The following is a 25,349-nucleotide window of genomic DNA, read 5'->3' as shown; positions in this document are numbered from 1 at the left end:
AATAATCAAAAAAATATAATTGTTATATTTGCAATTATGAGTATATAAAAGTGAAGGTGACAAAGTGATAGAATTTAAAAATGTAGTAAAACAATATGGGGATAAAACTGCTGTTGATGATATCAGTTTTAATATTAAAAAAGGTGAATTTTTTGTATTAATAGGACCATCTGGTTGTGGCAAGACGACAACATTAAAAATGATAAATAGATTAATTTCATTGTCGGAAGGCTATATATATTTTAATGATAAACCGATAAGTGATTATCCTGTCTATGAAATGAGATGGGATATCGGGTATGTATTGCAACAAATTGCGTTATTTCCACATATGACTATTAAAGAAAATATTGCGCAAGTGCCACAAATGAAAAAATGGACTGAACAAGAAATTAATCAACGTGTGGAAGACTTGATGGCGATGGTTGGTTTGGAACCAGAAGTATTTAAAAATAGAAAACCGGATGAACTATCTGGAGGACAACAACAACGTGTAGGTGTTGTTCGAGCATTAGCAGCCGATCCCCCAGTTATTTTAATGGACGAGCCATTTAGCGCTCTAGATCCAATCAGTCGTGAGAAATTGCAAGATGACTTAATCGAACTGCAACAAAAAATCAAGAAAACAATCATTTTTGTGACCCATGATATCCAAGAAGCAATGAAACTGGGCGATAGAATTTGTTTGTTAAATGAAGGACATATCGAACAAATTGATACACCAGAAGGCTTTATTAGTCATCCTAAAAATGATTTCGTGAAACAATTTATGGGAGATAAATTACAGCGTACGATTAATGATCTGAAATTATCAGAGCTTATTGAGAATTTAGCTATAAATGAACAAGATATCCAAACAAGTTATCCCGTTGTTGATAGTAATAAATATGTAAAAGACATTTATACAGATTTGGCAAACCATGACGCCATTATTATTAAAGATGCTGCGACTGCTACACAGCGTGTGTTAAGACGGCAGGATATTTTTAAAATGTTAGCGGAACGCAAAGGGGGGAGCATGAATGAATGAATTCATCAATACACTCGTTGCGCGTAGAGAAGAATTATTAACAACGATATTTGAGCATATACAAATTTCATTTATTGCTTTACTGATTGCTGCTTTGATAGGTGTTCCACTGGGGATTGCTTTAACGAAAACACGAAAACTATCTGAAATCGTTATGAATATTGCCGCAGTGCTCCAAACGATACCTTCGCTTGCCTTATTAGGATTAATGATACCGTTATTTGGTATTGGTAAAGTGCCCGCAATTATTGCTTTAGTGGTATATGCCTTGTTACCAATATTAAGGAATACATATACTGGTATAAATGAAGTTGATCCGTCGCTCGTTGAAGCGGCAAAAGGAATTGGTATGAAACCAAGACGTCGTCTGTCAAAAGTCGAATTGCCCATTGCAATGCCAGTCATTATGGCAGGGATTAGAACGGCAATGGTATTAATTATTGGGACTGCAACACTAGCAGCATTAATAGGCGCTGGTGGATTAGGGGATCTTATCTTGTTAGGGATCGATCGTAACGATACGTCATTAATATTGATTGGTGCCATACCAGCAGCACTTTTAGCTATATTATTCGATTTGGCTTTGAGATATATGCAAAAAATGTCGTATAAAAAATTACTTATTTCTCTCGGTGTCATCGTCATTATCTTATTGTTAGTGATTATAGCGCCGATGCTAGGTCAAAAAGGTGAAAAAGTTACGCTCGCTGGCAAATTGGGTTCTGAACCATCTGTGATTACAAATATGTATAAAATTTTAATTGAACAAGATACAGACGATACTGTAGAAGTTAAGGACGGTATGGGCAAGACGTCATTCTTATTCAATGCATTAAAATCAGATGATATTGATGGTTATTTAGAGTTTACAGGCACCGTTTTAGGTGAACTTACAAAAGAGGACTTGAAGTCTAAAAAAGAAGACAAAGTATATCAACAAGCAAAATCAAGTTTGGAAGACAAATTTGATATGACAATGTTAAAACCAATGAAATACAATAATACGTACGCCTTAGCAGTGAAAAAAGATTTTGCGGATGCCCACGATATTAAAACAATCGGTGATTTAAATAAAGTGAAAGATCAGATTAAACCTGGATTCACATTAGAATTTAACGACCGTGGTGATGGCTATCCTGCTGTGAAAAAAGCATATGATCTTGATGTAGGAGACGTAAAAACGATGGAACCTAAATTACGTTATCAAGCGATTGAAAATGGAGATATTAATTTGATTGATGCCTACTCAACTGACGCCGAACTTAAACAATATGATATGGTTGTATTAAAAGATGATAAACATGTCTTTCCACCTTATCAAGGTGCACCTATGTTTAAAGAGTCTTATTTAAAAGAACATCCAGAAATTAAAAAACCACTAAATAAACTAGAAGGTAAAATTTCAGATGAAGATATGCAACAAATGAATTATGATGTAACAGTTAAGAAAAAAGATCCATATCAAGTAGCGAAAGATTATTTAGAACAGCATAATTTAATAAAACACTAGTGTATAAAAATATGGGTTCAATAATTTGAGTAATGTTTCTTATGCTTAAATGGATTGAACTCATTTTTTATTAAATCTAAACGTCATTTGATGATAACGATACATTGATTTTCATGGATTATTGGGTTTATAATAGTTATTAAGTTTTGAAATTTCTGTAAATTCAAGGAGGACCGATACAACAATGAAGAAACAAATAGAACAATTATCAGCATACGAACCTGGGTTATCACCTCGTGCGTTAAAAGAAAGTTATGGTATTGAAGGCGAATTACATAAATTAGCATCAAATGAAAATTTATATGGTCCGTCACCAAGAGTGACAGAAGCGATTCAAGCTCATTTAGATGAGCTGCAGTATTACCCAGAAACGGGTTCTCCATCAATTAAGGCGGCAATAAGTAAACATTTAAATATAGATTCCGCACGTATACTATTTGGTGCTGGTCTAGATGAAGTCATATTAATGATTTCGAGAGCCGTATTGACACCTGGAGATAAAATTGTGACAAGCGAAATGACATTTGGTCAGTATTATCATAATGCGATTGTAGAATCAGCAGATGTTGTTCAAGTCCCATTACAAAAAGGTGAATTTGATTTAGAAGGCATTTTAGCAGAAATAGATAATGATACAAAGCTTGTATGGTTATGCAATCCAAATAATCCAACTGGGAGATACTTTACGCACGAAGCACTTCAAAGTTTTTTAGAACGTGTACCAAGTCATATTCCAGTAATTGTAGATGAGGCCTACGTAGAATTTGTAACAGCTAAAGACTTTCCTGATACATTAGCCTTACAACAACGGTTTGAAAATGCATTTTTATTACGTACATTTTCTAAAGCATATGGTCTAGCAGGAATGCGCATTGGCTATGTCATTGCACCAAAAGAAGCGATTGAAAAGTATAATATCATACGCCCTCCTTTTAATGTTGGACGCTTATCAGAATATGCTGCATTAGCTGCATTAGAAGATCAAGACTACTTATTATCAATTCGTGAACGAAATGCACAAGAAAGAGAGAAGTTTTTCGAACTTTCACAAAGCGATCACTTTTATCCAAGCCAGACGAATTTTATTTTTGTGAATACGGAGAAACCACATGAACTTTATGAAGCGCTGTTAAATGTGGGTTGTATTACGAGAGAATTTCCAAATGGCGTTCGAATTACGATAGGATTCCCAGAACAAAACGCTAAGATGCGAGAAGTACTTGAACGCTTTGACCTATAATCACTAAATGATTTGACGTTCAGCTTAATTAAAGTGCATTAATGTGATGATGTGGTGCAACTTTGGTTTCGTTGGGCGTTTTTTGCTATACTGAGATTATTACAGATTAGAGTTGATAAGGGAGTAGAGGAAGACGATGGCTAAACAATCGATAGCGATAGATATGGATGAAGTACTTGCGGATACAGTAGGTGCACTGATTGAAGACGTGAACAATCGTACGGATTTAGGGATTACAATTGATATGTTAGACGGTATTAAACTAAGACATGCGATGCCCGAACATGATGGTTTACTTACTGAAATTTTGAGAGAGCCTGGATTTTTAAAAAATTAAAAGTGATGGCAGATGCTCAAGACGTAGTTAAGAAATTAACAGAACATTATGATGTGTATATTGCAACTGCGGCAATGGACGTTCCAACGTCATTCCATGACAAATATGCTTGGTTGAGAGAATATTTTCCATTTTTAGACCCACAGCATTTTGTATTTTGCGGTAGAAAAGATATCGTAAATGCAGATTATCTAATTGATGATAATCCAAGACAACTCAGTATATTTACTGGAACATCTATTATGTACACGGCGACACATAATATTCATGATGATAGATTTACGCGTGTGAATAATTGGAAAGATGTAGAACAATATTTCTTAGGAGATGGCGGATACAATATTTAAGTGCGACGATTAATTTAAACATGAGAGGGACGATGAAACCATTTTTATTCAAATGATTTCAGCGTCCCTCTCGTGTTTTGGTTTTTAACAGATTTCCAACCATAAAATATAGTTAAAATTAATGGATTATATATTCTAATGAAATTTAGTTATTGTTATTTTGGGATTGGCTTGCTGCTTGTGCCTCAGGTAATGTCAAGATATAAATAGCATTTGGAATAACTTCTATGTTTAATGGTGTCTTTAAATTAATTTCTCCATCGATATCTACTTTCATTTGTGGCTCGGTTTCAATCGTAATTTTTTTAGCGAGTAGATGTTTAATTCCATCAGTCATTTTGTTCCAATTCATACTATCACGTTGTTTAAACACATCATTTAACACACTTGAACTTTGTTCTTTGAACACAAAAGTATTTAAATACCCATCATTTGGTGATAAATCTGTTAATGGAATACGGCTACCGCCAATAAAAGGGCCATTTGCTACAACGAGCATCGACGTGTTACCTTCTATGGTTTGATCATCGACTAAAATTTTATAGTCAAAATGTTCTGGATTAAGTAGTGTTTTGACAGTAGAACCTACATAACTTAGCTTACCGAATACATCTTTATTACCGTTCTGTACATTTTCTGCATTTTGAACAATTAAGCCAAGACCAATAAAGTTGAGCGCATAGTCGCCATTGACCTTCATAACATCATAGGGTCTTAATTCAGCATCCATCAGTTGTTGGCTGGCTATTTTATGACGTGGATGAAGGTTTAGCGTTTTTACAAAGTCATTGAATGTACCACCAGGGATGATACCGATAGGTAGATTTAGATTGCTTTTCATCAAGCCGTTTACTAATTCATTAACGGTGCCATCGCCACCTAATATAAAGATGATATCGACGTCATCACTGTAATGTTGATCCTTGATTTTTTGACAAAAGGTGATGATATCGCCTTCATTTTCACTTAATTGTATTGATAAATGTTTACAAAATGTAGTTAATGATGTTGCAACATCACCTAAACCTCTATAGATATCTTTAATACCTGTATGTTCATGGTAAAATAATACACCGTGCTTATATTGTTTCTGAGTCATGCTATTCACCGTATTTCTCTAATTTTTGATTTGTTTATATAATAGTTTACCCGTTTTTTTATAATAATATGTCCAAAACGATATAATAGGACTTAAAGATTACAATAGTGCTATGCGATGAATAAGAAATGCTATATTTTGAAGCCATTTAAAAGCAGTGTAATAAGTTTAATAATTAGTGGTGACACAAATGGGTAGCTTGAACGATGAAAGGTGGCAATATAGGTAAAATAAAGTATCTCCAACACAATAAAAAAGCTGAGCGACTTAATCTAATTAAGAAACTCAGCTTTATATAATGAAAATTACTAATATATAGAACTTAGCATTTATTTAATACCACGCATACCTTTGACAATTTTTGGTACGAATGCAAGAACGATAAGACTGACTACGATCGCGATGACACCCAATAGAAGGAAGTAGTTTTTATGTCCAAGTGGTTCGATTAATTTTACCAAGGTACCATTAATTGCTTGCGCACAGGCATTTGTTAATAACCATAAACTCATCATTTGTGTATTAAACGCTTTTGGTGCTAATTTAACTGCCGCACTATTTCCAGTAGGAGATAAGCAAAGTTCACCAATAACACAGATGATGTACGAAAGGATGACCCAGTTAACACTTAGCATTGAACCATCTGCTGAGTGGCCAATTAAACCTATCATGATGTAAGAGGCACCTGCGAGTATGGCACCAAGTACAAACTTTGTTGCTATGCTTGGTTGGCGTCTCGCCATTTTCGCCCAAATTAATGAAATAACAGGCGCTAACAATACGATGAATAGTGGATTAATGGATTGGAAGAGCGTTGGACCAAAATCTGTCTTCCACCCAAAAATGTTTAATTTCATGTCACTGCTTTCAAAAGCGAATAAGTTAAGTACATTTGCGCCTTGTTCTTGAATAGACCAGAATACGACTCCTAAAATAAACAATGGTATAAATGCAATCACTCGTGAACGTTCTTCATCGGTAACATCTTTACTGCGAATCATAATAGTGAAGTAGATGATTGGCAGCGCAACACCAAGTATTAGCACAGTGGTACTGACAATATTAAACGATAAGGTACCCGTTAATCCCGTAATAACAAGTACTGCAGCAATCAGTAAAATAGCCACTGCAAATATAAAACTATATTTTTTCTTTTCACTTTGATTTAAAGGATTGGTTGGTTTTGTACCTACACTACCAATATTTTTCTTGTTAAATAGCATATACCATACTAAACCAAGTGCCATACCTACTGCTGCAATTAAGAAACCAGCATGGAAGTTACCTGAGTCTACGAATTGGTTCAGAATCAATGGTGAAATTAAGCCACCTAGATTTACAGACATATAGAAAATAACAAAACCGGCATCAATACGTGAGTCGTTCTCAGGGTATAAGCGTCCCACAATGTTAGAAATACTTGGCTTCATTAAACCAGAACCAACAATAATAAAGAACATTGAAATAAATAAGCCAACGATATCTAAGGGTAAACTTAAGAAAATATGTCCGATAATAATTAATACGCCGCCATAGAAAGTGGCGGCACGTGTACCTGTGATTCTATCAGAAATCCATCCTCCTAGCACCGAAGTCATATAGATAAGGGCTCCGTATACAGCCATGACAGATTGAGCTGTCCCTTTGTCCATACCTAAGCCGCCATCTTTTATAGCAAAATACATGTAAAAGATTAGTAAGGCACGCATGCCGTAATAGCTAAATCTTTCCCAGAATTCTACAAAGAATAATACGCCGAGTCCTTTAGGATGTCCAAAAAAACCTTTCTGAGGAATAAGTTCAACTGTTGAGTCTTGTGATATGTATTTGTCTTGCATAAAACATTCCCGTCCTTTCTTGCTCCCAATAAAAATGTATAAAAAAGATTTTACGCTTAATAAAATTAAATTGCAATAATATTCTCAAAATAAGAATATTAAGAATATTCTGTTAATTATTGTAATTAATTTTGTATGATTTAAATAGCAAATTGTAAATATAAGTGTTTAATGTAATCATAAAAGCAGGGATATAATGAAGTGAATTTGCACTTTATTTGAGGATAGTGTGATCATCAACGCTTTCAACTACTGTCTATGTTTATCCAATAATGGCAAAAGAAAAACTGCCAGCTAACCATAATGTGGTGTTGCTGACAGCTTATATATAAAGCTTAAAAGATATGTTAATTAGAATCTATGCGTAATTAGTAAACACCTTTCATTGCACGTTTTACTTTTGGTGAAATGATTAATAATAGAATACCGATTACCACTGCGACTAAACCTGAATACATGAAGTAGTCACTTTGGTCCATTTTTGTATAAACAACTACGAGTTGTGCGTTAAGTCCTTGTGCTGTTGCATTACTTAACATCCATAAACTCATCATACGTGCTGTGAATGTGACTGGCGCTAATTTTGTAGTAGTCGATAAACCAACTGGTGAGATGCAAAGCTCTCCGATAGTAATTAAAAAGAAACTTAGCACAAGCCATAATGGATTAATTAAGTCATTACCTGTAGCCAATGGAATAATCATGACTAGATAGGACAAACCAGCGATAATTGCACCATAGGCAAATTTATGTACCGTAGGTGGGTTCTTTTTGCCTAATTTAACCCATAGCGTTGCAAAGACAGGTGCTAAGAGAATGATAAACAATGGATTTAAAGATTGTGCCCATGATGCAGGGATTGAGAAATCTATGAATCCATTCGTTAATACTGACATTTCTAGTTGCGTCTTTTTATCTGCAAATGTTGCGAGAATCGTTGACCCTTGTTCTTGTATCATCCAAAAGGCAACAGATGTAATATACAATGGTATGTAACTATATACACGTGAACGTTCATCTTGCGTAACGTCTTTATGTAAAATCATATTAATAAACAAGTAGATTGGTAATACAATACCTAAAATGGTAATTAAAAAGCTAAAGTTTTCTAAAGTTAAGGCATTATTCAAATGTAGAATTAATAAATACACTAAAAATAATACAATCATCCCTGTACTAAATAGAACGAACTTTTTAATTTCTGGTCTTGTTAAAGGATTCGGTACGTTACGACCCGCCAAGCCTAAGTTTACTTTACGTTTTAAAGTATAGACCACAAGTCCACAGAACATACCGATAGCAGCGATTAAGAAACCAGCGTGGAAACTAACTCTAGTTTGTAAATAACCTGTAATTAATGGCGCAAATAAACTACCGAAATTAATACCCATATAGAATAAAGTGAATGCAGCGTCTCGTCTTACATCATTACGATCATAGAGTTCACCAACTGTTGATGAAATGTTTGGTTTTAATAGACCAGTACCTGCAATAATGACTGCGAGCGCAACCATTACTAATGTTAAATTATTTGGTAAGGACAATAAAATATGCCCAATCATGATTAGGAATCCACCGTAGAAGACAGCGCTTTGTGTCCCGGTTATCCGATCTGCAATCCACGCCCCAATAACACCTGACATATAAATTAAAGTTCCGTAAATTGCGACAATTTGCATTGCCACGGCTTGGCTTAAACCGAAACCACCCTCAGCCACACTATAATAAAGATAATATATTAGTATCGCTTTCATACCATAATAACTGAATCGCTCCCAAAATTCAGTGAAAAACAGTGTGCCTAGTCCTTTTGGATGTCCGAAGAACCCCTTTCTCGGAGTACTTTTCATAATTTCTTCGTGCGTGTAACTTATCTGTTTCATAATTTCCCTCCCCTAAATGGTTGGATTTATTTTATAATGTTTTCACAAAAATAACAAGTGTATATATCAATAGTACAAAATCATATTAGTAAGCGTTTTAATATTTAAGTAAAATAATAAAAAAATAATCCACACGAACTACTTTTGGTTTCGAGTGGATTATTAATAGTAAGAAATTATTAACGGTTGTCTATCTTTTCAGGATAAAGGTCATGGTTCATTAAGCGATGCTCTGCCATTTTCTCATATTTAGAGTTTGGACGACCATAATTTGTATATGGATCTATTGAGATACCACCACGTGGTGTGAATTTGCCCCAAACCTCAATATAATGTGGATCCATAAGTTCTATTAAGTCATTCATAATGATGTTCATACAGTCTTCATGAAAGTCACCATGATTTCTGAAACTAAACAAATATAGTTTTAATGATTTGGATTCAACCATTTTAATATTTGGGATATACGAGATATAAATAGTCGCAAAATCTGGTTGTCCTGTAATAGGGCATAAAGATGTGAATTCAGGACAGTTGAACTTAACAAAATAATCACGGCCCTGATGCTTATTATCAAAAGATTCTAATACATCGGGTCTATAATCAAAGTCATATTTATTGTTTTGGTTCCCTAGTAGTGTAACATCTTCTAATTCTTGTTTATTACGTCCTTCTGACATGGTATAACACTCCTTATGTTTTTGGTTTTTGTTCTTCTTTTTGTAATGTTAGTGGTTGTCGTCTTGCTTTTTCAAACATGTAGTAACTTGAACCTATGATGATGACATAACCTAAAATCGCATAAAAGTCTGGGGATTCTCCAAACAAGATAAATCCAAATAAAGCTGTAAAGACAATAGATGCATACGTGAATATAGAAATGTCTTTAGCGGGCGCGTAACTGTAAGCTAATGTAATGCCAATTTGACCAGCAGCTGCTGCAAGACCAGCACCAATTAAATACACAACTTGCATCATAGTCATCGGTTCGAATGTAAAGGCCGTAAATGGTATTAAAACGATAATAGAAAAGAATGAAAAATAAAATACAATCGTATATGGCGCTTCACGTGTACTTAGCGCTCTTACACAAGTATAAGCACTTGCGGCAAAAATACCTGAGAATAAACCACCAATCGCAGGAATCATAGATGATGAAAATTCAGGTTTAACAACAAATAACATGCCGAAAATTGCAACCACCATCGCTATCAATTGATAGTTACGAATTTTTTCATTTAGAAATATTAAACTAAGTAAGATAGTCCAAAAAGGATTGAGTTTCATTAATGTATCAGCATCGCTTAAAATCATATGATCTATGGCATAGATATTTAATAGGACACCGATTAAACCTAAAGTAGAACGCGAAATTAAAAGCGGCTGACTGCTGAGTTTACCGAATAGCGGTTGTTTATATTTATAAATAAAATATAACGGAATAAACATAGCTACTAAATTTCGAGCGAGTGACTTTTGAAATACAGGTAAGTCTCCCGCTAATCTGAAGAAAACAGACATAAAGCTAAAGCCAACTGCGGAAACCAGGATAGCAATAATCCCCTTAACTTTAGGATTCATATGTATCGCCTCGATTTTTAAATTTTTAACGTATTCATATTAGCATAACTATATAGAACATGTATATATGCTTGAAAGTAAATTGAAAAGGGAGTAAACTAACAAAAGGGAACAAATGTTCTGTTTTCTGGCTGAAATGCGAAATATATTCTATTAAATTTTATTTTCCAAACAATTTCAATTGTAGTCAATTTTGGAGTCGTTATTTCTTAAATGGAGTTATATCAATGCTTACAAGCTTTTGGGAAAAAGCAAATAAAATAGCTTTGAATTTCGAAAAAATTTTTTTATAAAATTAAAATGAGCAGTTAACGTTGAATTGGTGCCATTTCTGTTTACTATTCAAAATTTCGTCATGAACAAAGGCCTTTAAATAACTTTCGGACTTATGTATAATAAAACACATAATATAGTACTTAAGGCCAGGGAGAAACACAATATATTGTGTTTTATAACGTGGTCAATTTATTTATAATAAATCATATTTTAAGTAAAATAACACTACTTTGGGCATTCAATCATGACAAATCAAGCATTAATACCTAATTATTGAACTTTTACATAACTCTATAGAGTTTAATGTAATCACTATATATTGTGGTTAGCTCAATTGATGGTTACTACTTAAATTAATTTTAAAATATAAATACGATAAGTTCTATTTGATGACAACTGTAATACGAATAAAATATAAGTTTAGAAAGAAGGTGATCCTATGAAGGTTGTTTATTTTTCATTTTCGGGCAATGTACGTAGGTTTATTAAAAAAACAGAACTTACCAATGTTATGGAGATAACTCAAAATAATTGTACTGAGAATATTGAAGAACCATTCATCTTGGTCACTGGAACGATAGGATTTGGAGAAGTACCACAACCAGTTCAGTCATTTTTAGACATAAATCATGATTTACTAAGGGCCGTTGCAGCAAGTGGAAATCGCAATTGGGGACAAAACTTTGCGAAAGCTGGACGGTCGATCTCGGAAAGCTATCAAGTTCCTTTACTTATGAAATTTGAAGTTCAAGGAACACAGAGCGATATTAGCGAATTTAAAGATAAGGTGGGGCAGTTCAATGAAAATTATGGACGAGAAGAAATACAATCATATTGAGTTAAATAACGAAGTAACGAAACGTAAAGACAATGGTTTTTTTAATTTAGAAAAAGATCAAGAAGCACTTGAGGTATATTTAGAAGAGATTCAGGATAAAACAATTTATTTTGACACTGAAATTGAGCGTCTACACTATCTCGTTGATAATGACTTCTATTTTGACTTGTTTGCAAAATATTCAGAAGCTGACCTACAAGAAATTACAGATTATGCTAAAGGTATTCCGTTTGAATTTGCAAGCTACATGTCAGCAAGTAAATTTTATAAAGATTATGCATTGAAAACAAATGATAAAAGCCAATATCTAGAAGATTATAAGCAACACGTAGCAATTGTGGCGCTTTATTTAGCTAATGGTCACAAAGCAACAGCGAAACAATTTATTTCAGCAATGGTTGAACAACGTTATCAACCAGCTACGCCGACTTTCTTAAATGCTGGACGTGCACGTCGTGGAGAATTGGTATCTTGTTTCTTATTAGAAACAGATGATAGTTTAAACTCAATTAACTTTATTGACTCAACAGCGAAACAATTAAGTAAAATTGGCGGCGGTGTCGCAATCAACTTATCTAAATTACGTGCGCGTGGTGAAGCAATTAAAGGCATTAAAGGGGTAGCGAAAGGTGTGCTACCTGTTGCAAAATCTCTTGAAGGTGGCTTTAGTTATGCAGACCAACTAGGACAAAGACCTGGTGCAGGTGCTGTTTATTTAAATATTTTCCATTATGATGTGGAAGAATTTTTAGATACGAAAAAAGTAAATGCGGATGAAGATTTACGTTTATCAACGATTTCAACTGGTTTAATTGTGCCATCTAAATTCTTTGATTTAGCCAAAGAGGGTAAAGATTTTCATATGTTTGCGCCACATACAATTTATAAAGAGTATGGTGTGACATTAGACGATATTAATTTAGACGAATACTATGACGAACTGGTTGCTAACCCGAATATTGATAAAAAGAAAAAAGACGCACGTGAAATGTTAAATACGATTGCACAAACACAATTACAATCGGGCTATCCATATTTAATGTTCAAAGATAATGCAAATAAAGTACATGCTAACGCTGATATTGGTCAAATTAAAATGAGTAATTTATGTACAGAAATCTTCCAATTACAAGAAACTTCTGTAATTAATGATTACGGTACTGAGGATGAAATTAAACGTGATATTTCTTGTAATCTAGGCTCGTTAAATATTGTTAATGTTATGGAATCAGGTAAATTTAAAGATTCTGTGCACACAGGCATGGATGCATTGACAGTTGTAAGTGATGAAGCAGATATTCAAAATGCACCAGGCGTAAGAAAAGCAAATAGAGAGTTACATTCTGTTGGATTAGGCGTGATGAATTTACACGGCTATTTGGCCAAAAATAAGATTGGTTATGAATCAGAAGAAGCCAAAGATTTCGCTAATATCTTCTTTATGATGATGAATTATTATTCATTAGAGCGTTCTATGGAAATCGCTAAGGAAAGACAAGAGGTATACAAAGACTTTGAGAAATCTGATTATGCAAACGGTAAATATTTTGAATTTTATACTTCACAAACATTTGAGCCAAAATATGAAAAAGTGCGTAAATTATTTGATGGATTGGAAATTCCAACACCAGAAGATTGGAAAGCACTTCAACAAAAGGTTGAAGCCAATGGTCTTTTCCATGCATACCGTTTAGCAATTGCACCAACGCAAAGTATTTCATATGTTCAAAACGCGACAAGCTCAGTAATGCCAATTGTTGATCAAATCGAGCGTCGTACGTATGGCAATGCAGAAACTTTCTATCCAATGCCATTTCTATCACCTGAAACAATGTGGTATTACAAGTCAGCATTTAATACAGATCAAATGAAATTAATTGATTTAATTTCAACGATTCAAACACATATTGACCAAGGAATTTCTACGATTCTTTATGTCAACTCTGAAATTTCTACACGTGAATTGTCAAGATTATATGTATATGCACATCACAAAGGATTGAAATCTTTATATTATACGCGAAATAAACTATTAAGCGTAGAAGAATGTACAAGTTGTTCAATTTAATAGACAAATCACATAGGTACAAGTGAACAGTGGTATTATGAAGCAGTCTGATCTAGCTATAAGGTTAGGCTGTATATCACTGCTTAATTAAATATTTATTGGATAGGGGACAATAACTAAATGAAAGCAGTCAATTGGAATACGCAAGAAGACATGACAAATATGTTTTGGCGACAAAATATTTCACAGATGTGGGTAGAAACTGAATTTAAAGTATCTAAAGATATTGCAAGTTGGAAGACGTTAACAGATCCAGAAAAAGAAGCTTTTAAAAAAGCATTAGCTGGTTTAACAGGATTGGACACACACCAAGCCGATGATGGTATGCCACTGATTATGTTACATACAACGGATTTACGTAAAAAAGCCGTTTATTCATTTATGGCCATGATGGAACAAATCCATGCTAAAAGTTATTCACATATCTTTACAACATTACTACCTTCCAGTGAAACAAACTATTTATTGGATAAATGGGTTATTGAAGAACCTCATTTAAAATATAAATCAGATAAAATTATAAATAATTATCATAAACTATGGGGTAAAGAGGCTTCGATTTATGATCAATATATGGCACGTGTATCAAGTGTATTTTTAGAAACATTTTTATTCTATTCAGGTTTCTATTATCCGCTTTATCTTGCCGGTCAAGGTAAGATGACAACTTCAGGAGAAATTATTCGTAAAATCTTATTAGATGAGTCTATTCATGGCGTATTTACAGGAATGGATGCACAAAGTTTACGTAATGAGCTCTCAGAAAGTGAGAAGTTACAAGCAGACCAAGATATGTATAAATTGTTAGATGACTTATACAAAAATGAAGTTGCTTATACACATTCACTTTATGATGATATTGGATTGGCCGAAGATGTATTAAACTATGTCAGATATAATGGTAACAAGGCATTATCTAACTTAGGTTTTGATCCGTATTTTGAAGAGCGTGAATTTAATCCAATCATTGAAAATGCATTAGATACTACTACTAAAAACCATGACTTCTTCTCAGTTAAAGGTGATGGTTATACATTGGCACTTAATGTAGAGGCATTAAAAGATGAAGATTTCGTATTTGACGAATAAACAATAGATGTGGTTGATTTAGAAAAAGAACTTAGCAATTTAGTGCAGTTTTAATGATAATAATAACTGCCAATACGATGATTTAAGCCGAGACATGTATGTTGTCTCGGTTTTTTTATATTCATATAGAAGCATGATTTAATGTAATTCGTATTAAAATAAATTTATATATAGAAGGAAAATTAAAATAAAGTGCTGTGATTTTTTAGTTGCGATATTAAATTATGTCATTATGCATATATAGATTATATTTAAATCGCATATACCTATTGAATTTACAATTAAAAATGGTAGAATTTTAATATAGTTGTTGATAATGATTATCATAACCAATAGCATTAAAAAATTGGATTTTAAAATCGAAAGGGTTAGAGGTAGTTCAATTATGAAATATTTTTTTAATGGTATTGTCTTAGCTATTATTTTACTCATCCTTACCATCCTTTCTCTGTTTTTAGGCGTAAGCAAGGTATCAATCACAGACATTTTCCATCTGACAGATGCACAAATGAATATTATTGTTTCGAGTAGAATTCCAAGAACGGTGAGTATACTCATTTCTGGAAGTACATTAGCGCTTGCGGGTTTAATTATGCAACAGATGATGCAGAATAAATTTGTCAGTCCCACAACTGCCGGTACAATGGAGTGGGCAAAGTTAGGGATTTTGCTATCTATGATATTTTTCCCACAAGAGAACATCATCATAAAATTAATTTTTGCAGTGACGTTAAGCATTGCTGGGACTTTCCTTTTTGTTAAATTGGTGCAATACATACGGTTTACCGATGTTATTTTTATACCACTATTAGGTATCATGCTAGGTGGTATTATATCGAGTTTTGCCACGTTTATAGCGTTGAGAACGAACACAGTTCAAAGTATTGGAAATTGGTTAAATGGTAATTTCGCAATTATCACTAGTGGTAGATATGAGATTTTATACTTAAGTATTCCTTTATTAGTACTTACATATATTTTTGCAAATCATTTTACGATTGCTGGAATGGGCAAAGACTTTAGTAATAACTTAGGCGTCAATTATGAAAAAATAATTAATATTGGCTTATTTATAACAGCTACTATTACTGCGCTAGTTGTTGTGACTGTCGGAACCCTCCCTTTCTTAGGACTCATTGTCCCTAATATCGTCTCCATATTTAGAGGTGATCACTTAAAAAATGCCTTGCCTCATACGGCAATGCTTGGTGCTATTTTTGTAATGTTTTCTGACATTTTTGGCAGAATCATCGTATATCCATATGAAATTAATATTGGCTTAACCATTGGAGTTTTTGGCACGATTATTTTCATAATCTTGTTAATGAAAGGACGACATAATTATGCAAATTAGTGCTAAATCTAAATTATTTATATTAATTGTAGCAACAGTAATTATAGCAATACTTTATTTGCTCATAGGCATTGATTTCGCAATTTTCCAATATCAATTTACAAGTAGATTGCGCAAACTTATTTTGATGGTTTTAGTAGGTGGTGCCATTGCCGCATCTGTAGTTATCTTCCAAGCTATTACTACAAACAGGTTGTTGACACCGTCAATTATGGGATTAGATGCAGTATACATGTTTGTAAAGGTATTGATCGTCTTTATATTTGGCGTGCAATCGGTATTTGTTACAAATTTGTACATGAGTTTCTTTATATCACTCATAACTATGATTGGCTTTTCGCTTCTATTATTTCAAGGTATTTTTAGAATTGGCAATGTCTCAGTCTATTTTATTTTACTAGTGGGCATTATTTTAGGGACATTCTTTAGAAGTATCACAGGATTTTTAGAGTTAATCATAAATCCTGAAGATTTTTTAGCCGTACAAAGTGCGATGTTTGCAAACTTTGATGCATCTAATAGTAAATTGGTTGCGTTATGCGGTATCATACTGATTGTTTTAATATTAATCACCATTTACTTAATACCATATTTAGATGTTTTACTCTTAGGCCGTGATCAAGCGATTAATTTAGGTATATCTTATCAAATGCTAACACGTATCTTATTAATTCTAGTGGCTATTTTGGTGTCTATCTCAACTGCACTAGTGGGGCCAATCACATTCTTAGGATTATTGACAGTAAACTTAGCGCATGAATTAATGAAAACATATCAACACAAATATATTTTGCCTGCAACGATTTGTATTAGTTGGCTTAGTTTATTCTTAGCACAAGCAATTGTAGAAAATTTCTTTGAAGCGACAACACAAGTTAGCATCATCATTGATCTTGTAGGTGGTAGTTACTTCATTTATTTATTACTTAAAAGGAGACATGCGAATTGATACGAGTACAAGGGCTTAATAAAACGATTCAAGACAAAGCGATTTTGCAAGACATTAACGTAGACATACACAAAGGTCGTCTTACTTCAATGATAGGTCCAAATGGTGCAGGTAAGAGTACATTATTATCTGCTATCACTCGATTAATAGATTTTGAAAAAGGCACTATTGACATAGAGGGACAATCTATTACGGATTATAAAAGTAATGATTTGGCTAAAAAACTATCTATTTTAAAACAATCTAATCATACAGAGTTAAATATAACGGTCGAAGAGTTAGTGAATTTTGGTCGTTTTCCACATTCGAAAGGTCGTTTAAAACAAGAAGATAGAGACCAAGTTGAATATGCACTCGATTTGCTACATTTAAATGAGATTAGAGATAGATATTTAAAAACACTTTCGGGCGGGCAACGTCAACGAGCTTATGTAGCAATGACGATTGCACAAGATACGGATTATATTTTACTTGATGAACCTCTAAATAATTTAGACATGAAACATTCAGTTCAAATTATGCAAACATTGAGAAGGTTAGCCCAAGAATTAAACAAGACCATTGTTGTTGTGATTCATGATATCAATTTCGCGTCTTGTTATTCGGATGATATTATCGCATTAAAAGACGGCAAGCTTGTTAAAGCAAGTACGAAGAACGCAGTGATACAAACAGATACTTTAAAAGAATTATATGATATGGATGTCAAAATTGAAGAAATTCGTGGACAACGTATTTGCATTTATTATGATGAAGCGACTGAAGTACCAGAATCAGTATTGGCACATTCTATGTAAGACGAATGAATTGTTAATCTTGAAGGGAGTGATGCAACAGTAACGTTGTTAAACTTACAGGGACATAAAAGGTAGTACATCATTAAGAAATTCAGGAGGAGTTAAGTACATGAAAAAGTTAGGATTATTATTAGTAGTTGGATTAATGTTTTTATTAGTAGCATGTAGTAATGGTGGATCAGAAGATAAAAAATCTTCAGATACTGATTCAAAGAATAAAGATTCAAATGAAACAGTGAAAATTGAAAATAATTATAAAGCAAATGGAGAAAAACGTGATGGTAGCGATGCAAAAACTGTTAAAGAAACAGTAGAGGTCCCTAAAAATCCGGAAAAAGCAGTTGTTTTAGATTATGGCGCACTAGATACAATGAAAGAACTTGGTCTAGAAGATAAAGTCAAAGCCCTTCCAAAAGGAGAAGGTAATAAGTCATTACCAGATTTTTTAAGCGACTTCAAAGATGACAAGTATTTAAATACTGGTAATCTGAAAGAAGTTAATTTTGATAAGATTGCAGAAGCTAAACCAGACGTGATTTACATATCTGGTCGTACAGCAAACCAAAAAAATCTAGATGAATTTAAAAAAGCAGCACCTGATGCAAAAGTTGTCTATGTAGGTACTGATAATAAAGATGAATTGAAATCTATGAAGAAAAATGCAGATAACTTAGGACAGATCTATGACAAAGAAGATAAAGTCAAAGATTTAAACAAAAAACTAGATGATAAAATTGCGAGTATGAAAGAAAAAACAAAAGACTTAAAAAATGATAAAGCATTATTCTTATTAGTTAACGAGGGTGAGTTATCAACATTTGGTGCTGGTGAACGTTTCGGTTCATTGATTTTTGATACAATGGGCTTCACACCTGCAGATGAAAATATAAAAGATAGCCAACATGGTCAAAATGTTACAAATGAATACATTGCTGAGAAAGATCCAAGTATTATCTTTGCAATGGATCGTGGTCAAGCAGTAAGTGGCGACGCAACAGCTAAAAAAGCGTTAGGAAATGATGTTATTAAAGATGTTAAAGCTATTAAAGATAATAAAGTTTATGAATTAGATCCAAAACTTTGGTATTTTGCTAGTGGATCAACAACGACAGCAATAAAACAAATAGACGAAGTTGACAAAGCGATGGAAAAATAAAAACACTCAAGGTGTGGGGATATAGAATCATTTGGCGTCTGGAATTTATTCCAGACGCCCTCTTTATAGATATGTGAATGAGTCAAAACGTTAAATTATTCATCAGCATCGGAGTAATGTTATAATACATGTATCATCATACTTTAAGCGAGTATATAAATAGAAAGTTTATAGTAATTGTAGGGGGACGAAGATACATGATATTAGATAATGTAAATCCAAATGATTTATTTCCAACTGAAAAAAAAGGACCAACTGTTTTAGGAACGATAGAATATTCGGTGCAAGGTTCTACGGAATTTGAAGGTGCATTTATAGCTACCAATGAGAGAATTATTCTCAATGTTGATATGAATGGTGAGTTCTATTATAGAAGCATTGCATATAATGAAGTTGAGAAAATCGAATACGACGGAGAAAAAATCAATTTCACTTTTAATATTGGACCTATGCCAATGAAGAATATTCAAAAAGGTGACGTAGAAACTTTTGTTCAATATGTTAGCGATAAAATCGATCAATAAGTCACTGTGAAATGTAATTGACCAAATAAACAGCAAAAAGCGTCTGGAACAAAAATCTATGTTCCAGACGCTTTTTGCTTTAGGTAGTAAAGCATTGCAATGCATAAGCACTCAAATCAACCTGTGTTGTTTAAAATTCGGATTCCTTATTATCAAAATATTAGGTCTTTAATGCCATGATTTAAATCTCAAAGTATAAATGATAATGATACTTACAACGATTATTAAAATGAGCATCACATTTAGGACAAGCTTCTGTCATCATATAATCATTGATAGTCATTTCATGCTTACAAACACCACACAAAATTGCTTTTTCATGAAATTCATTCGCATGCCAGCGCTGAATGGCATGCGATTCATGCTCATTGTGACATTTATAACATGGGTAATATTTATTACAGCATTTAAACTTAATGGCAATAATATCTAAAGGTGTTTGATAATGCGTACAACGTGCCTCATTATCTACTGTGGATCCATATACATTTACCATAATGATATCTCCTATTAATCATCGAGAGGATGTTCTCCGATAATTCGTACTTCAGGATGGAGTTCAACATCAAATTTTTCTTTTACGACTTTTTGAACATAATGAATTAAATCTTCATAATCAGTTGCAGTGCCCTTATCTACGTTAACCATGAAACCAGCGTGTTTTGTCGAAACTTCTACACCGCCAATTCGATGACCTTGTAAATTAGAATCTTGAATCAATTTGCCTGCAAAGTGGCCCGGTGGGCGTTGGAATACGCTACCACATGAAGGGTATTCTAGAGGTTGTTTTGATTCTCTTCTCTCTGTTAAATCATCCATTGATGCTTGGATTTCATTCTGGTTACCAGGCGCCAAAGTAAAGGCAGCTTCTAATACAACGAGGTGCTCTTTTTGAACAATACTATTACGGTAATCTAATTCAAGTTCTTTATTTGTTAATGTGATTAATTCCCCCTTATCATTCACACAAAGGGAGTAATCAATACAGTCTTTCACTTCGCCTCCATAGGCGCCAGCATTCATAAATACGGCGCCCCCGATAGAACCAGGGATACCACAGGCAAATTCAAGGCCAGTTAAGCCATGATCTCTTGCAGTACGTGAAACATCGATGATTGCAGCACCACTTCCAGAAATAATGGCATCATCAGATACATCAATATAATCAAGTGACAGTAGGCTAATCACAATACCTCGAATGCCGCCCTCACGGATGATAATATTCGAGCCATTACCTAAATAGGTCACAGGGATGTCATGAACATACGCGTAATGAACGATGGCTTGGACGTGTTCATTTTGAGTTGGAGAGAGATAGTAATCTGCTTTCCCACCGGTTTGAGTATATGTATATTTTTTAAGTGGTTCATCAATTTTAATAATTTCTTCTGGAATAATCGCTTTTAATTCTTTTAAGATGTCGTCTTTATGCAACTATAGAACATCCTTTCCTGTTGAATTCATTTATTTATTATACCAATGATTGCTAGTCTTTGCTAAATACTATGATAATTAATTTTAATTTATGCGTCATTCATTGAATTCATAACTTCAATATACTCAGCATAGCATTATTTGTTACAAATTATTTTATTAGATTAAATGATTGTCTGGGTTAATTCATGAAATAAATATTGTTTTTGATTTTCATATGTACGAATAGATTTAACTTTATTTGCTAGAATTAATTTATTAGCACCAAATTGTTTAGCAGTTTGTTTATCATTAGTAAGTATCTGGTTTGATTGGACATAGTCTCGATAAAGACTAGAATCCTTCTGAACAATATGCAAACGTGCAATTTGTTTTAAATCTATTAAATTGTTAAATTGCGCCATGATAACCTTTTTCTTATACGGATGGTGCAATCGATAAAAGCCCTCATAATTTAACCGTTTTTCATCTAAAGTGGTAATATCATGTAAATTGTCGACACCTACTAATACATCTAATATAGGTTCGGTGGCATAGTTGAAATGTGATGTACCACCAATATGTAGTGTGGTTTTAACAGGTGTATCGAGTAGATTAATAAGCATTTTTTCTAAAATTTGATATTTTTGTGCAAAATAATTTTTATTGTCTTCAGTTATATAAGATTGGATGTCTGAATACATGTAGGTTGTCCACACCTTTCTTTGTTTTGATATAACTGTTAAACTGTAAATTCTGAAACAATATATCATATATCATTTTCAAGTTAAATAAGTTTCTGTATAATACTGAATGATAAGGAGTGCAGAAATGAAAAAATTACTTTGCATTGTTTTATTGTTTGGCTTTGTAATTTCACTTAGCGCTTGTGGTAATGAAGGATCTAACGAGTTCAAAGATTTTGATAGTTCGCTGAATGATGTGAAAAATAAGGAAAAAGAGCTTAAACATGTCATGGATGATATATCGTTGAAGCGGTTAGATGATTTAAGTAATGCAGATATGACCGATAAGAACAAGAAAGCCTTCAATGATTTACAAAATAACATTAACAGTAAATTAATTCCTAAATTAGAGGCATATGAAACAGCAGCTAAAAAATTACCGGCAGAATCTAAAGAAACTAAAGATTTAAAATCTACCTACTTAGCGTCAGTGAAAGATAAGAAGGCAGCAATTAACGATTTGAAATTATTTATCGATTTATGCAATCAAGCGATTAAAGCAAATGAAGATATTTTAGAATATACGAAGTTATTTGAAAAAAGTAGATCTCAAGTTGAAGCACATATGCAAAGTGCAAATGATGTAGGTGCTACCACTGATGTGAACAATTTTAAACATAAATTAGAACAAAACAACAAAGAAATAAGGCATACGGCAGAAAAAGAAGCAGATTCAACGGATTCAATTAAAGTTAAACAATCTATTGAAAAAGAAATAATGCCTTTAATTACTAAGCAAATTAAAGATTTAAACAAAGCTGAAATCACGAATAGTTATGTCAATAGTGCACGAAAAAATGCGATTGAAATGTATTATAGTTTACAAAATTATTATGAAACACGCATAGAAACAATTGATATTAGCAAAGATTTATCGAAAATAAATCGTGAAAAATTGCCTAAAGCGAGTAAAGATTTAGAAAAATATGATGCTGTTTTTGATAAACAATATAACAACATAAAAGAAGATTATCACTAATGATGAATTTTGTATTGTTATAAAATTTTAAATAAACGGTTAACAATAAAAAGAGTATTGTGTATAATTGGAAACAATGATATGAGTATATCGTGGAGATTTCACACTTTTGAAATAATATGGGTGTGTTAAATATTTTTAGAGGTGAATAGAATGGCTATAAAGCTGAGTTCGATTGACCAGTTTGAGCAAATTGTAAAAGAAAATAATTATGTATTTGTGTTGAAACACAGTGAAACGTGTCCAACTTCAGCAAATGCAATGGATCAATTTAATAAATTTTTATATGAACGAGATATGGATGGTTATTATTTAATTGTACAGCAAGAACGAGAATTATCGAATTATATAGAAGAAAAAACGGATGTGAAGCATGAATCGCCGCAAGCATTTTATTTTGTAAAGGGACAGGCGATTTGGAATGCAAGCCACAATGACATTAACGTTACTACTTTAGCAAATGCAGAAGAATAAAACATAATCAAATACACATGAAACACGCTTGTTAAACGCTTATCTATATGAAAGTGATTAGCAAGCGTTTCTTATAGTGTGAAAAATGTTTATCCGACATGTATAATAAATAGTTGAATATGAAATATAGACTACTATTTTATTGGAAATAAACATATGTGACTATGTATAGTTAGAATTGTGTTCAACTAAATAGTAGGATGTTACATAGTAAATGATATGAGTTTATGTTTTATTATACAAAAATCAATGAATAAAACTATTTGAGGTGAAAATATGAAAGTGTTAGTGGCGATGGATGAATTTAATGGAATTATTTCTAGTTATCAAGCCAACCGTTATGTGGAAGAAGCGGTGGCAAGCCAAATTGAAAAAGCAGATATCGTTCAGGTACCGTTGTTTAATGGGCGTCATGAATTGATGGACTCTGTCTTTTTATGGCAATCCGGTACTAAATATAGAGTGCCTACCCATGATGCAGATATGAATGAAGTAGAAGCTATATATGGCATTACAGACAGTGGGATGACTGTAATAGAGGGTAATTTATTTTTAAGTGGTCAACGGCCGATAAATGAACGCACAAGTTATGGTATGGGAGAAATGATTGCTGATGCACTTGAAAATGATGCGGACCATATTGTAATTTCACTAGGTGGCATTGCAAGTTTTGATGGTGGTGCAGGAATGTTACAAGCGCTTGGCGTAAAATTTTATGACGATGAGGCACAAGAGGTGGATATGCGACAAGGTAGTCGTATGTTGAAGTATATTCGTAAAATAGATACAACAGCCATAAATTCAAAATTAAAAAATGTCCGCTTTCAAGTTATGTCTGATTTTGATAGTAAATTATATGGAAAGCATAGTGAAATTATGCAAACGTATGAAACATATGGTTTAGATAGAGCAAAGGCAGCGGAAATTGATAATTTGATTTGGTATTTAAGTGAAATTTTCAAAAGCGAATTAAAACTTGCACTTGGACCTATTCAAAGGGGCGGTGCTGGAGGTGGTATTGCTGCTGTGCTTCATGCACTTTACGATGCAGAAATCATGACAAGCCATGCGTTAGTTGATCAAATCACACATTTAGATGCACTAATTAAACAGGCCGACCTAATTATTTTTGGAGAAGGTGTAAATGAAGAAGACCAAATTTTAGAAACGACAACTGTCCGCCTTGCTGAATTAGCTACTAAATATGACAAACCATCGATTGCTATTTGTGCAACGCCTGATAAATTTGATTTATTTGAGTCTATGGGTGTTACATCTATGTTTAATACATTTATTGAAATGCCTGAAAGCTTTACTGATTTTAAAATGGGAATACAAATCAGGCATTATACAGTACAAGCAATTAAATTATTAAAGACGCAATTCACTATAGATAAATAAAGAATAAATTAAAAAGCGGCTTGTGATTACGTATCACAAGCCGCTTCAGACTGTCGACAAAGTCTACGACTTTGTTGGCAGTTTTTTTATGCACGCTTTCCGCGGGCACTGCCTTAGCCTGTAGTCTTCGGCTAGTGCTATTCCCGCAGGAGTCGGCATAAATCACTGCCAATATTACACAAAAAATATTATAATATATGTAAATTAAACAGTGGTGGTGTTTATTATGTTGAATAAATCAATTGATAAAAGAGATCAATATGAAATGATTTCTATCTCTGAATTAGTCCCTGATAATCATTTATTACGTAAAGTCGATACGATATTAGATTTAAATTTTGTGTATGAACTTGTCGAAGACAAATATTGCCTTGATAATGGTAGACCATCTATAGATCCTGTTATTTTAGTAAAAATATT

Annotated in this window: 23 protein-coding genes and 1 pseudogene; 16 read left to right on the top strand and 8 right to left on the bottom strand. The window is 33.1% G+C overall.

The genetic code is table 11. The features are described from left to right. The first annotated feature begins 64 nt into the window (after positions 1 to 64). The 4 genes and pseudogenes from BTJ66_RS02695 to BTJ66_RS02680 all read left to right on the top strand — a co-directional run bounded on the left by BTJ66_RS02695 (position 65) and on the right by BTJ66_RS02680 (position 4,464). Positions 65 to 1,030 (top strand): ABC transporter ATP-binding protein, encoded by a 966-nt coding sequence (locus BTJ66_RS02695; RefSeq protein ID WP_099089452.1) that lies wholly within the window; start codon positions 65 to 67, stop codon positions 1,028 to 1,030. After that, on the top strand, positions 1,023 to 2,540 hold the full coding sequence (locus BTJ66_RS02690) for an ABC transporter permease/substrate-binding protein (protein WP_099089451.1): 1,518 nt from the start codon (positions 1,023 to 1,025) through the stop codon (positions 2,538 to 2,540). Before BTJ66_RS02695 ends, BTJ66_RS02690 begins: the two co-directional genes overlap by 8 nt. Positions 2,541 to 2,724: 184 nt before the next feature. Beyond that, positions 2,725 to 3,780: a histidinol-phosphate transaminase gene (gene hisC, locus BTJ66_RS02685; RefSeq protein ID WP_099089450.1), complete on the top strand. Its 1,056-nt coding sequence runs from the start codon at positions 2,725 to 2,727 to the stop codon at positions 3,778 to 3,780. Between the two features lie 136 nt (positions 3,781 to 3,916). Continuing rightward, positions 3,917 to 4,464, top strand: a pseudogene (locus BTJ66_RS02680) (5' nucleotidase, NT5C type). A 145-nt stretch (positions 4,465 to 4,609) separates the two neighbouring features. Here the strand turns inward: BTJ66_RS02680 and BTJ66_RS02675 are convergent. The 5 genes from BTJ66_RS02675 to BTJ66_RS02655 all read right to left on the bottom strand — a co-directional run bounded on the left by BTJ66_RS02675 (position 4,610) and on the right by BTJ66_RS02655 (position 10,865). Further along, on the bottom strand, positions 4,610 to 5,563 hold the full coding sequence (locus BTJ66_RS02675) for a diacylglycerol/lipid kinase family protein (RefSeq protein ID WP_099089449.1): 954 nt from the start codon (positions 5,561 to 5,563) through the stop codon (positions 4,610 to 4,612). Positions 5,564 to 5,892: 329 nt separating this feature from the next. Continuing rightward, positions 5,893 to 7,401: a peptide MFS transporter gene (locus BTJ66_RS02670; RefSeq protein WP_099089448.1), complete on the bottom strand. Its 1,509-nt coding sequence runs from the start codon at positions 7,399 to 7,401 to the stop codon at positions 5,893 to 5,895. A 368-nt stretch (positions 7,402 to 7,769) separates the two neighbouring features. Continuing rightward, positions 7,770 to 9,284, bottom strand: a complete 1,515-nt coding sequence (locus BTJ66_RS02665) for a peptide MFS transporter (protein ID WP_099089447.1) — start codon at positions 9,282 to 9,284, stop codon at positions 7,770 to 7,772. 179 nt (positions 9,285 to 9,463) lie between these two features. After that, the gene (gene queF, locus BTJ66_RS02660; protein ID WP_099089446.1) at positions 9,464 to 9,964 is read right to left on the bottom strand and encodes a preQ(1) synthase; all 501 of its coding nucleotides are present in this window, start codon (positions 9,962 to 9,964) and stop codon (positions 9,464 to 9,466) included. Positions 9,965 to 9,977: 13 nt separating this feature from the next. After that, positions 9,978 to 10,865, bottom strand: coding sequence for a DMT family transporter (locus tag BTJ66_RS02655; RefSeq protein ID WP_099089445.1), 888 nt, complete (start codon positions 10,863 to 10,865; stop codon positions 9,978 to 9,980). Positions 10,866 to 11,580: 715 nt separating this feature from the next. On the opposite strand from BTJ66_RS02655, the gene nrdI reads away from it, so the two are divergent. The 8 genes from nrdI (at position 11,581) to BTJ66_RS02615 (ending at position 19,916) form a co-directional block, all read left to right on the top strand. Further along, positions 11,581 to 11,979, top strand: a complete 399-nt coding sequence (gene nrdI / locus BTJ66_RS02650; RefSeq protein ID WP_099089444.1) for a class Ib ribonucleoside-diphosphate reductase assembly flavoprotein NrdI — start codon at positions 11,581 to 11,583, stop codon at positions 11,977 to 11,979. Next, positions 11,942 to 14,047 carry a class 1b ribonucleoside-diphosphate reductase subunit alpha gene (nrdE, locus tag BTJ66_RS02645; protein WP_099089443.1) on the top strand — a complete coding sequence of 702 codons (2,106 nt, stop codon included), beginning with the start codon at positions 11,942 to 11,944 and terminating at the stop codon, positions 14,045 to 14,047. Before nrdI ends, nrdE begins: the two co-directional genes overlap by 38 nt. A gap of 120 nt (positions 14,048 to 14,167) precedes the next feature. Beyond that, the gene (gene nrdF / locus BTJ66_RS02640; RefSeq protein ID WP_099089442.1) at positions 14,168 to 15,136 is read left to right on the top strand and encodes a class 1b ribonucleoside-diphosphate reductase subunit beta; all 969 of its coding nucleotides are present in this window, start codon (positions 14,168 to 14,170) and stop codon (positions 15,134 to 15,136) included. 385 nt (positions 15,137 to 15,521) lie between these two features. Continuing rightward, on the top strand, positions 15,522 to 16,490 hold the full coding sequence (locus BTJ66_RS02635; RefSeq protein ID WP_099089441.1) for an ABC transporter permease: 969 nt from the start codon (positions 15,522 to 15,524) through the stop codon (positions 16,488 to 16,490). Continuing rightward, positions 16,480 to 17,439: an iron chelate uptake ABC transporter family permease subunit gene (locus BTJ66_RS02630; protein ID WP_099089440.1), complete on the top strand. Its 960-nt coding sequence runs from the start codon at positions 16,480 to 16,482 to the stop codon at positions 17,437 to 17,439. Before BTJ66_RS02635 ends, BTJ66_RS02630 begins: the two co-directional genes overlap by 11 nt. After that, positions 17,436 to 18,236: an iron ABC transporter ATP-binding protein gene (locus BTJ66_RS02625; RefSeq protein ID WP_099089439.1), complete on the top strand. Its 801-nt coding sequence runs from the start codon at positions 17,436 to 17,438 to the stop codon at positions 18,234 to 18,236. The genes BTJ66_RS02630 and BTJ66_RS02625 overlap by 4 nt, the downstream gene beginning before the upstream one ends. A 109-nt stretch (positions 18,237 to 18,345) precedes the next feature. Next, positions 18,346 to 19,392: a ferrated catecholamine ABC transporter substrate-binding lipoprotein SstD gene (locus BTJ66_RS02620; protein WP_099089438.1), complete on the top strand. Its 1,047-nt coding sequence runs from the start codon at positions 18,346 to 18,348 to the stop codon at positions 19,390 to 19,392. A 197-nt stretch (positions 19,393 to 19,589) separates the two neighbouring features. Beyond that, the gene (locus BTJ66_RS02615; protein ID WP_099089437.1) at positions 19,590 to 19,916 is read left to right on the top strand and encodes a PH domain-containing protein; all 327 of its coding nucleotides are present in this window, start codon (positions 19,590 to 19,592) and stop codon (positions 19,914 to 19,916) included. 181 nt (positions 19,917 to 20,097) lie between these two features. Here the strand turns inward: BTJ66_RS02615 and BTJ66_RS02610 are convergent, their stop codons facing one another. The 3 genes from BTJ66_RS02610 to BTJ66_RS02600 form a co-directional block, all read right to left on the bottom strand. Continuing rightward, positions 20,098 to 20,412: a CHY zinc finger protein gene (locus BTJ66_RS02610; protein WP_099089436.1), complete on the bottom strand. Its 315-nt coding sequence runs from the start codon at positions 20,410 to 20,412 to the stop codon at positions 20,098 to 20,100. A gap of 14 nt (positions 20,413 to 20,426) precedes the next feature. Beyond that, the gene (gene murB / locus BTJ66_RS02605) at positions 20,427 to 21,350 is read right to left on the bottom strand and encodes a UDP-N-acetylmuramate dehydrogenase (RefSeq protein WP_099089435.1); all 924 of its coding nucleotides are present in this window, start codon (positions 21,348 to 21,350) and stop codon (positions 20,427 to 20,429) included. A 164-nt stretch (positions 21,351 to 21,514) separates the two neighbouring features. Continuing rightward, the gene (locus BTJ66_RS02600; protein WP_099089434.1) at positions 21,515 to 22,033 is read right to left on the bottom strand and encodes a GrpB family protein; all 519 of its coding nucleotides are present in this window, start codon (positions 22,031 to 22,033) and stop codon (positions 21,515 to 21,517) included. A 127-nt stretch (positions 22,034 to 22,160) separates the two neighbouring features. Between BTJ66_RS02600 and BTJ66_RS02595 the strand changes: the two genes are divergently transcribed. From BTJ66_RS02595 to BTJ66_RS02580, 4 genes are all read left to right on the top strand, one after another. Further along, the gene (locus BTJ66_RS02595; protein ID WP_099089433.1) at positions 22,161 to 23,054 is read left to right on the top strand and encodes an EMYY motif lipoprotein; all 894 of its coding nucleotides are present in this window, start codon (positions 22,161 to 22,163) and stop codon (positions 23,052 to 23,054) included. Between the two features lie 153 nt (positions 23,055 to 23,207). After that, positions 23,208 to 23,528, top strand: coding sequence for a bacillithiol system redox-active protein YtxJ (ytxJ, locus tag BTJ66_RS02590; protein WP_099089432.1), 321 nt, complete (start codon positions 23,208 to 23,210; stop codon positions 23,526 to 23,528). Between the two features lie 276 nt (positions 23,529 to 23,804). Continuing rightward, positions 23,805 to 24,929, top strand: coding sequence for a glycerate kinase (locus tag BTJ66_RS02585; RefSeq protein ID WP_099089431.1), 1,125 nt, complete (start codon positions 23,805 to 23,807; stop codon positions 24,927 to 24,929). A 226-nt stretch (positions 24,930 to 25,155) separates the two neighbouring features. After that, the coding region (locus BTJ66_RS02580; RefSeq protein ID WP_476662000.1) for a transposase at positions 25,156 to 25,349 on the top strand (194 nt) is incomplete at its 3' end.

The sequence above is a fragment of the Staphylococcus edaphicus genome (assembly GCF_002614725.1).
Taxonomy (GTDB): Bacteria; Bacillota; Bacilli; order Staphylococcales; family Staphylococcaceae; genus Staphylococcus; species Staphylococcus edaphicus.
The sequence above is the reverse complement of the archived record's forward strand: the minus strand, read 5'-3'. Positions and strand labels throughout refer to the sequence as shown.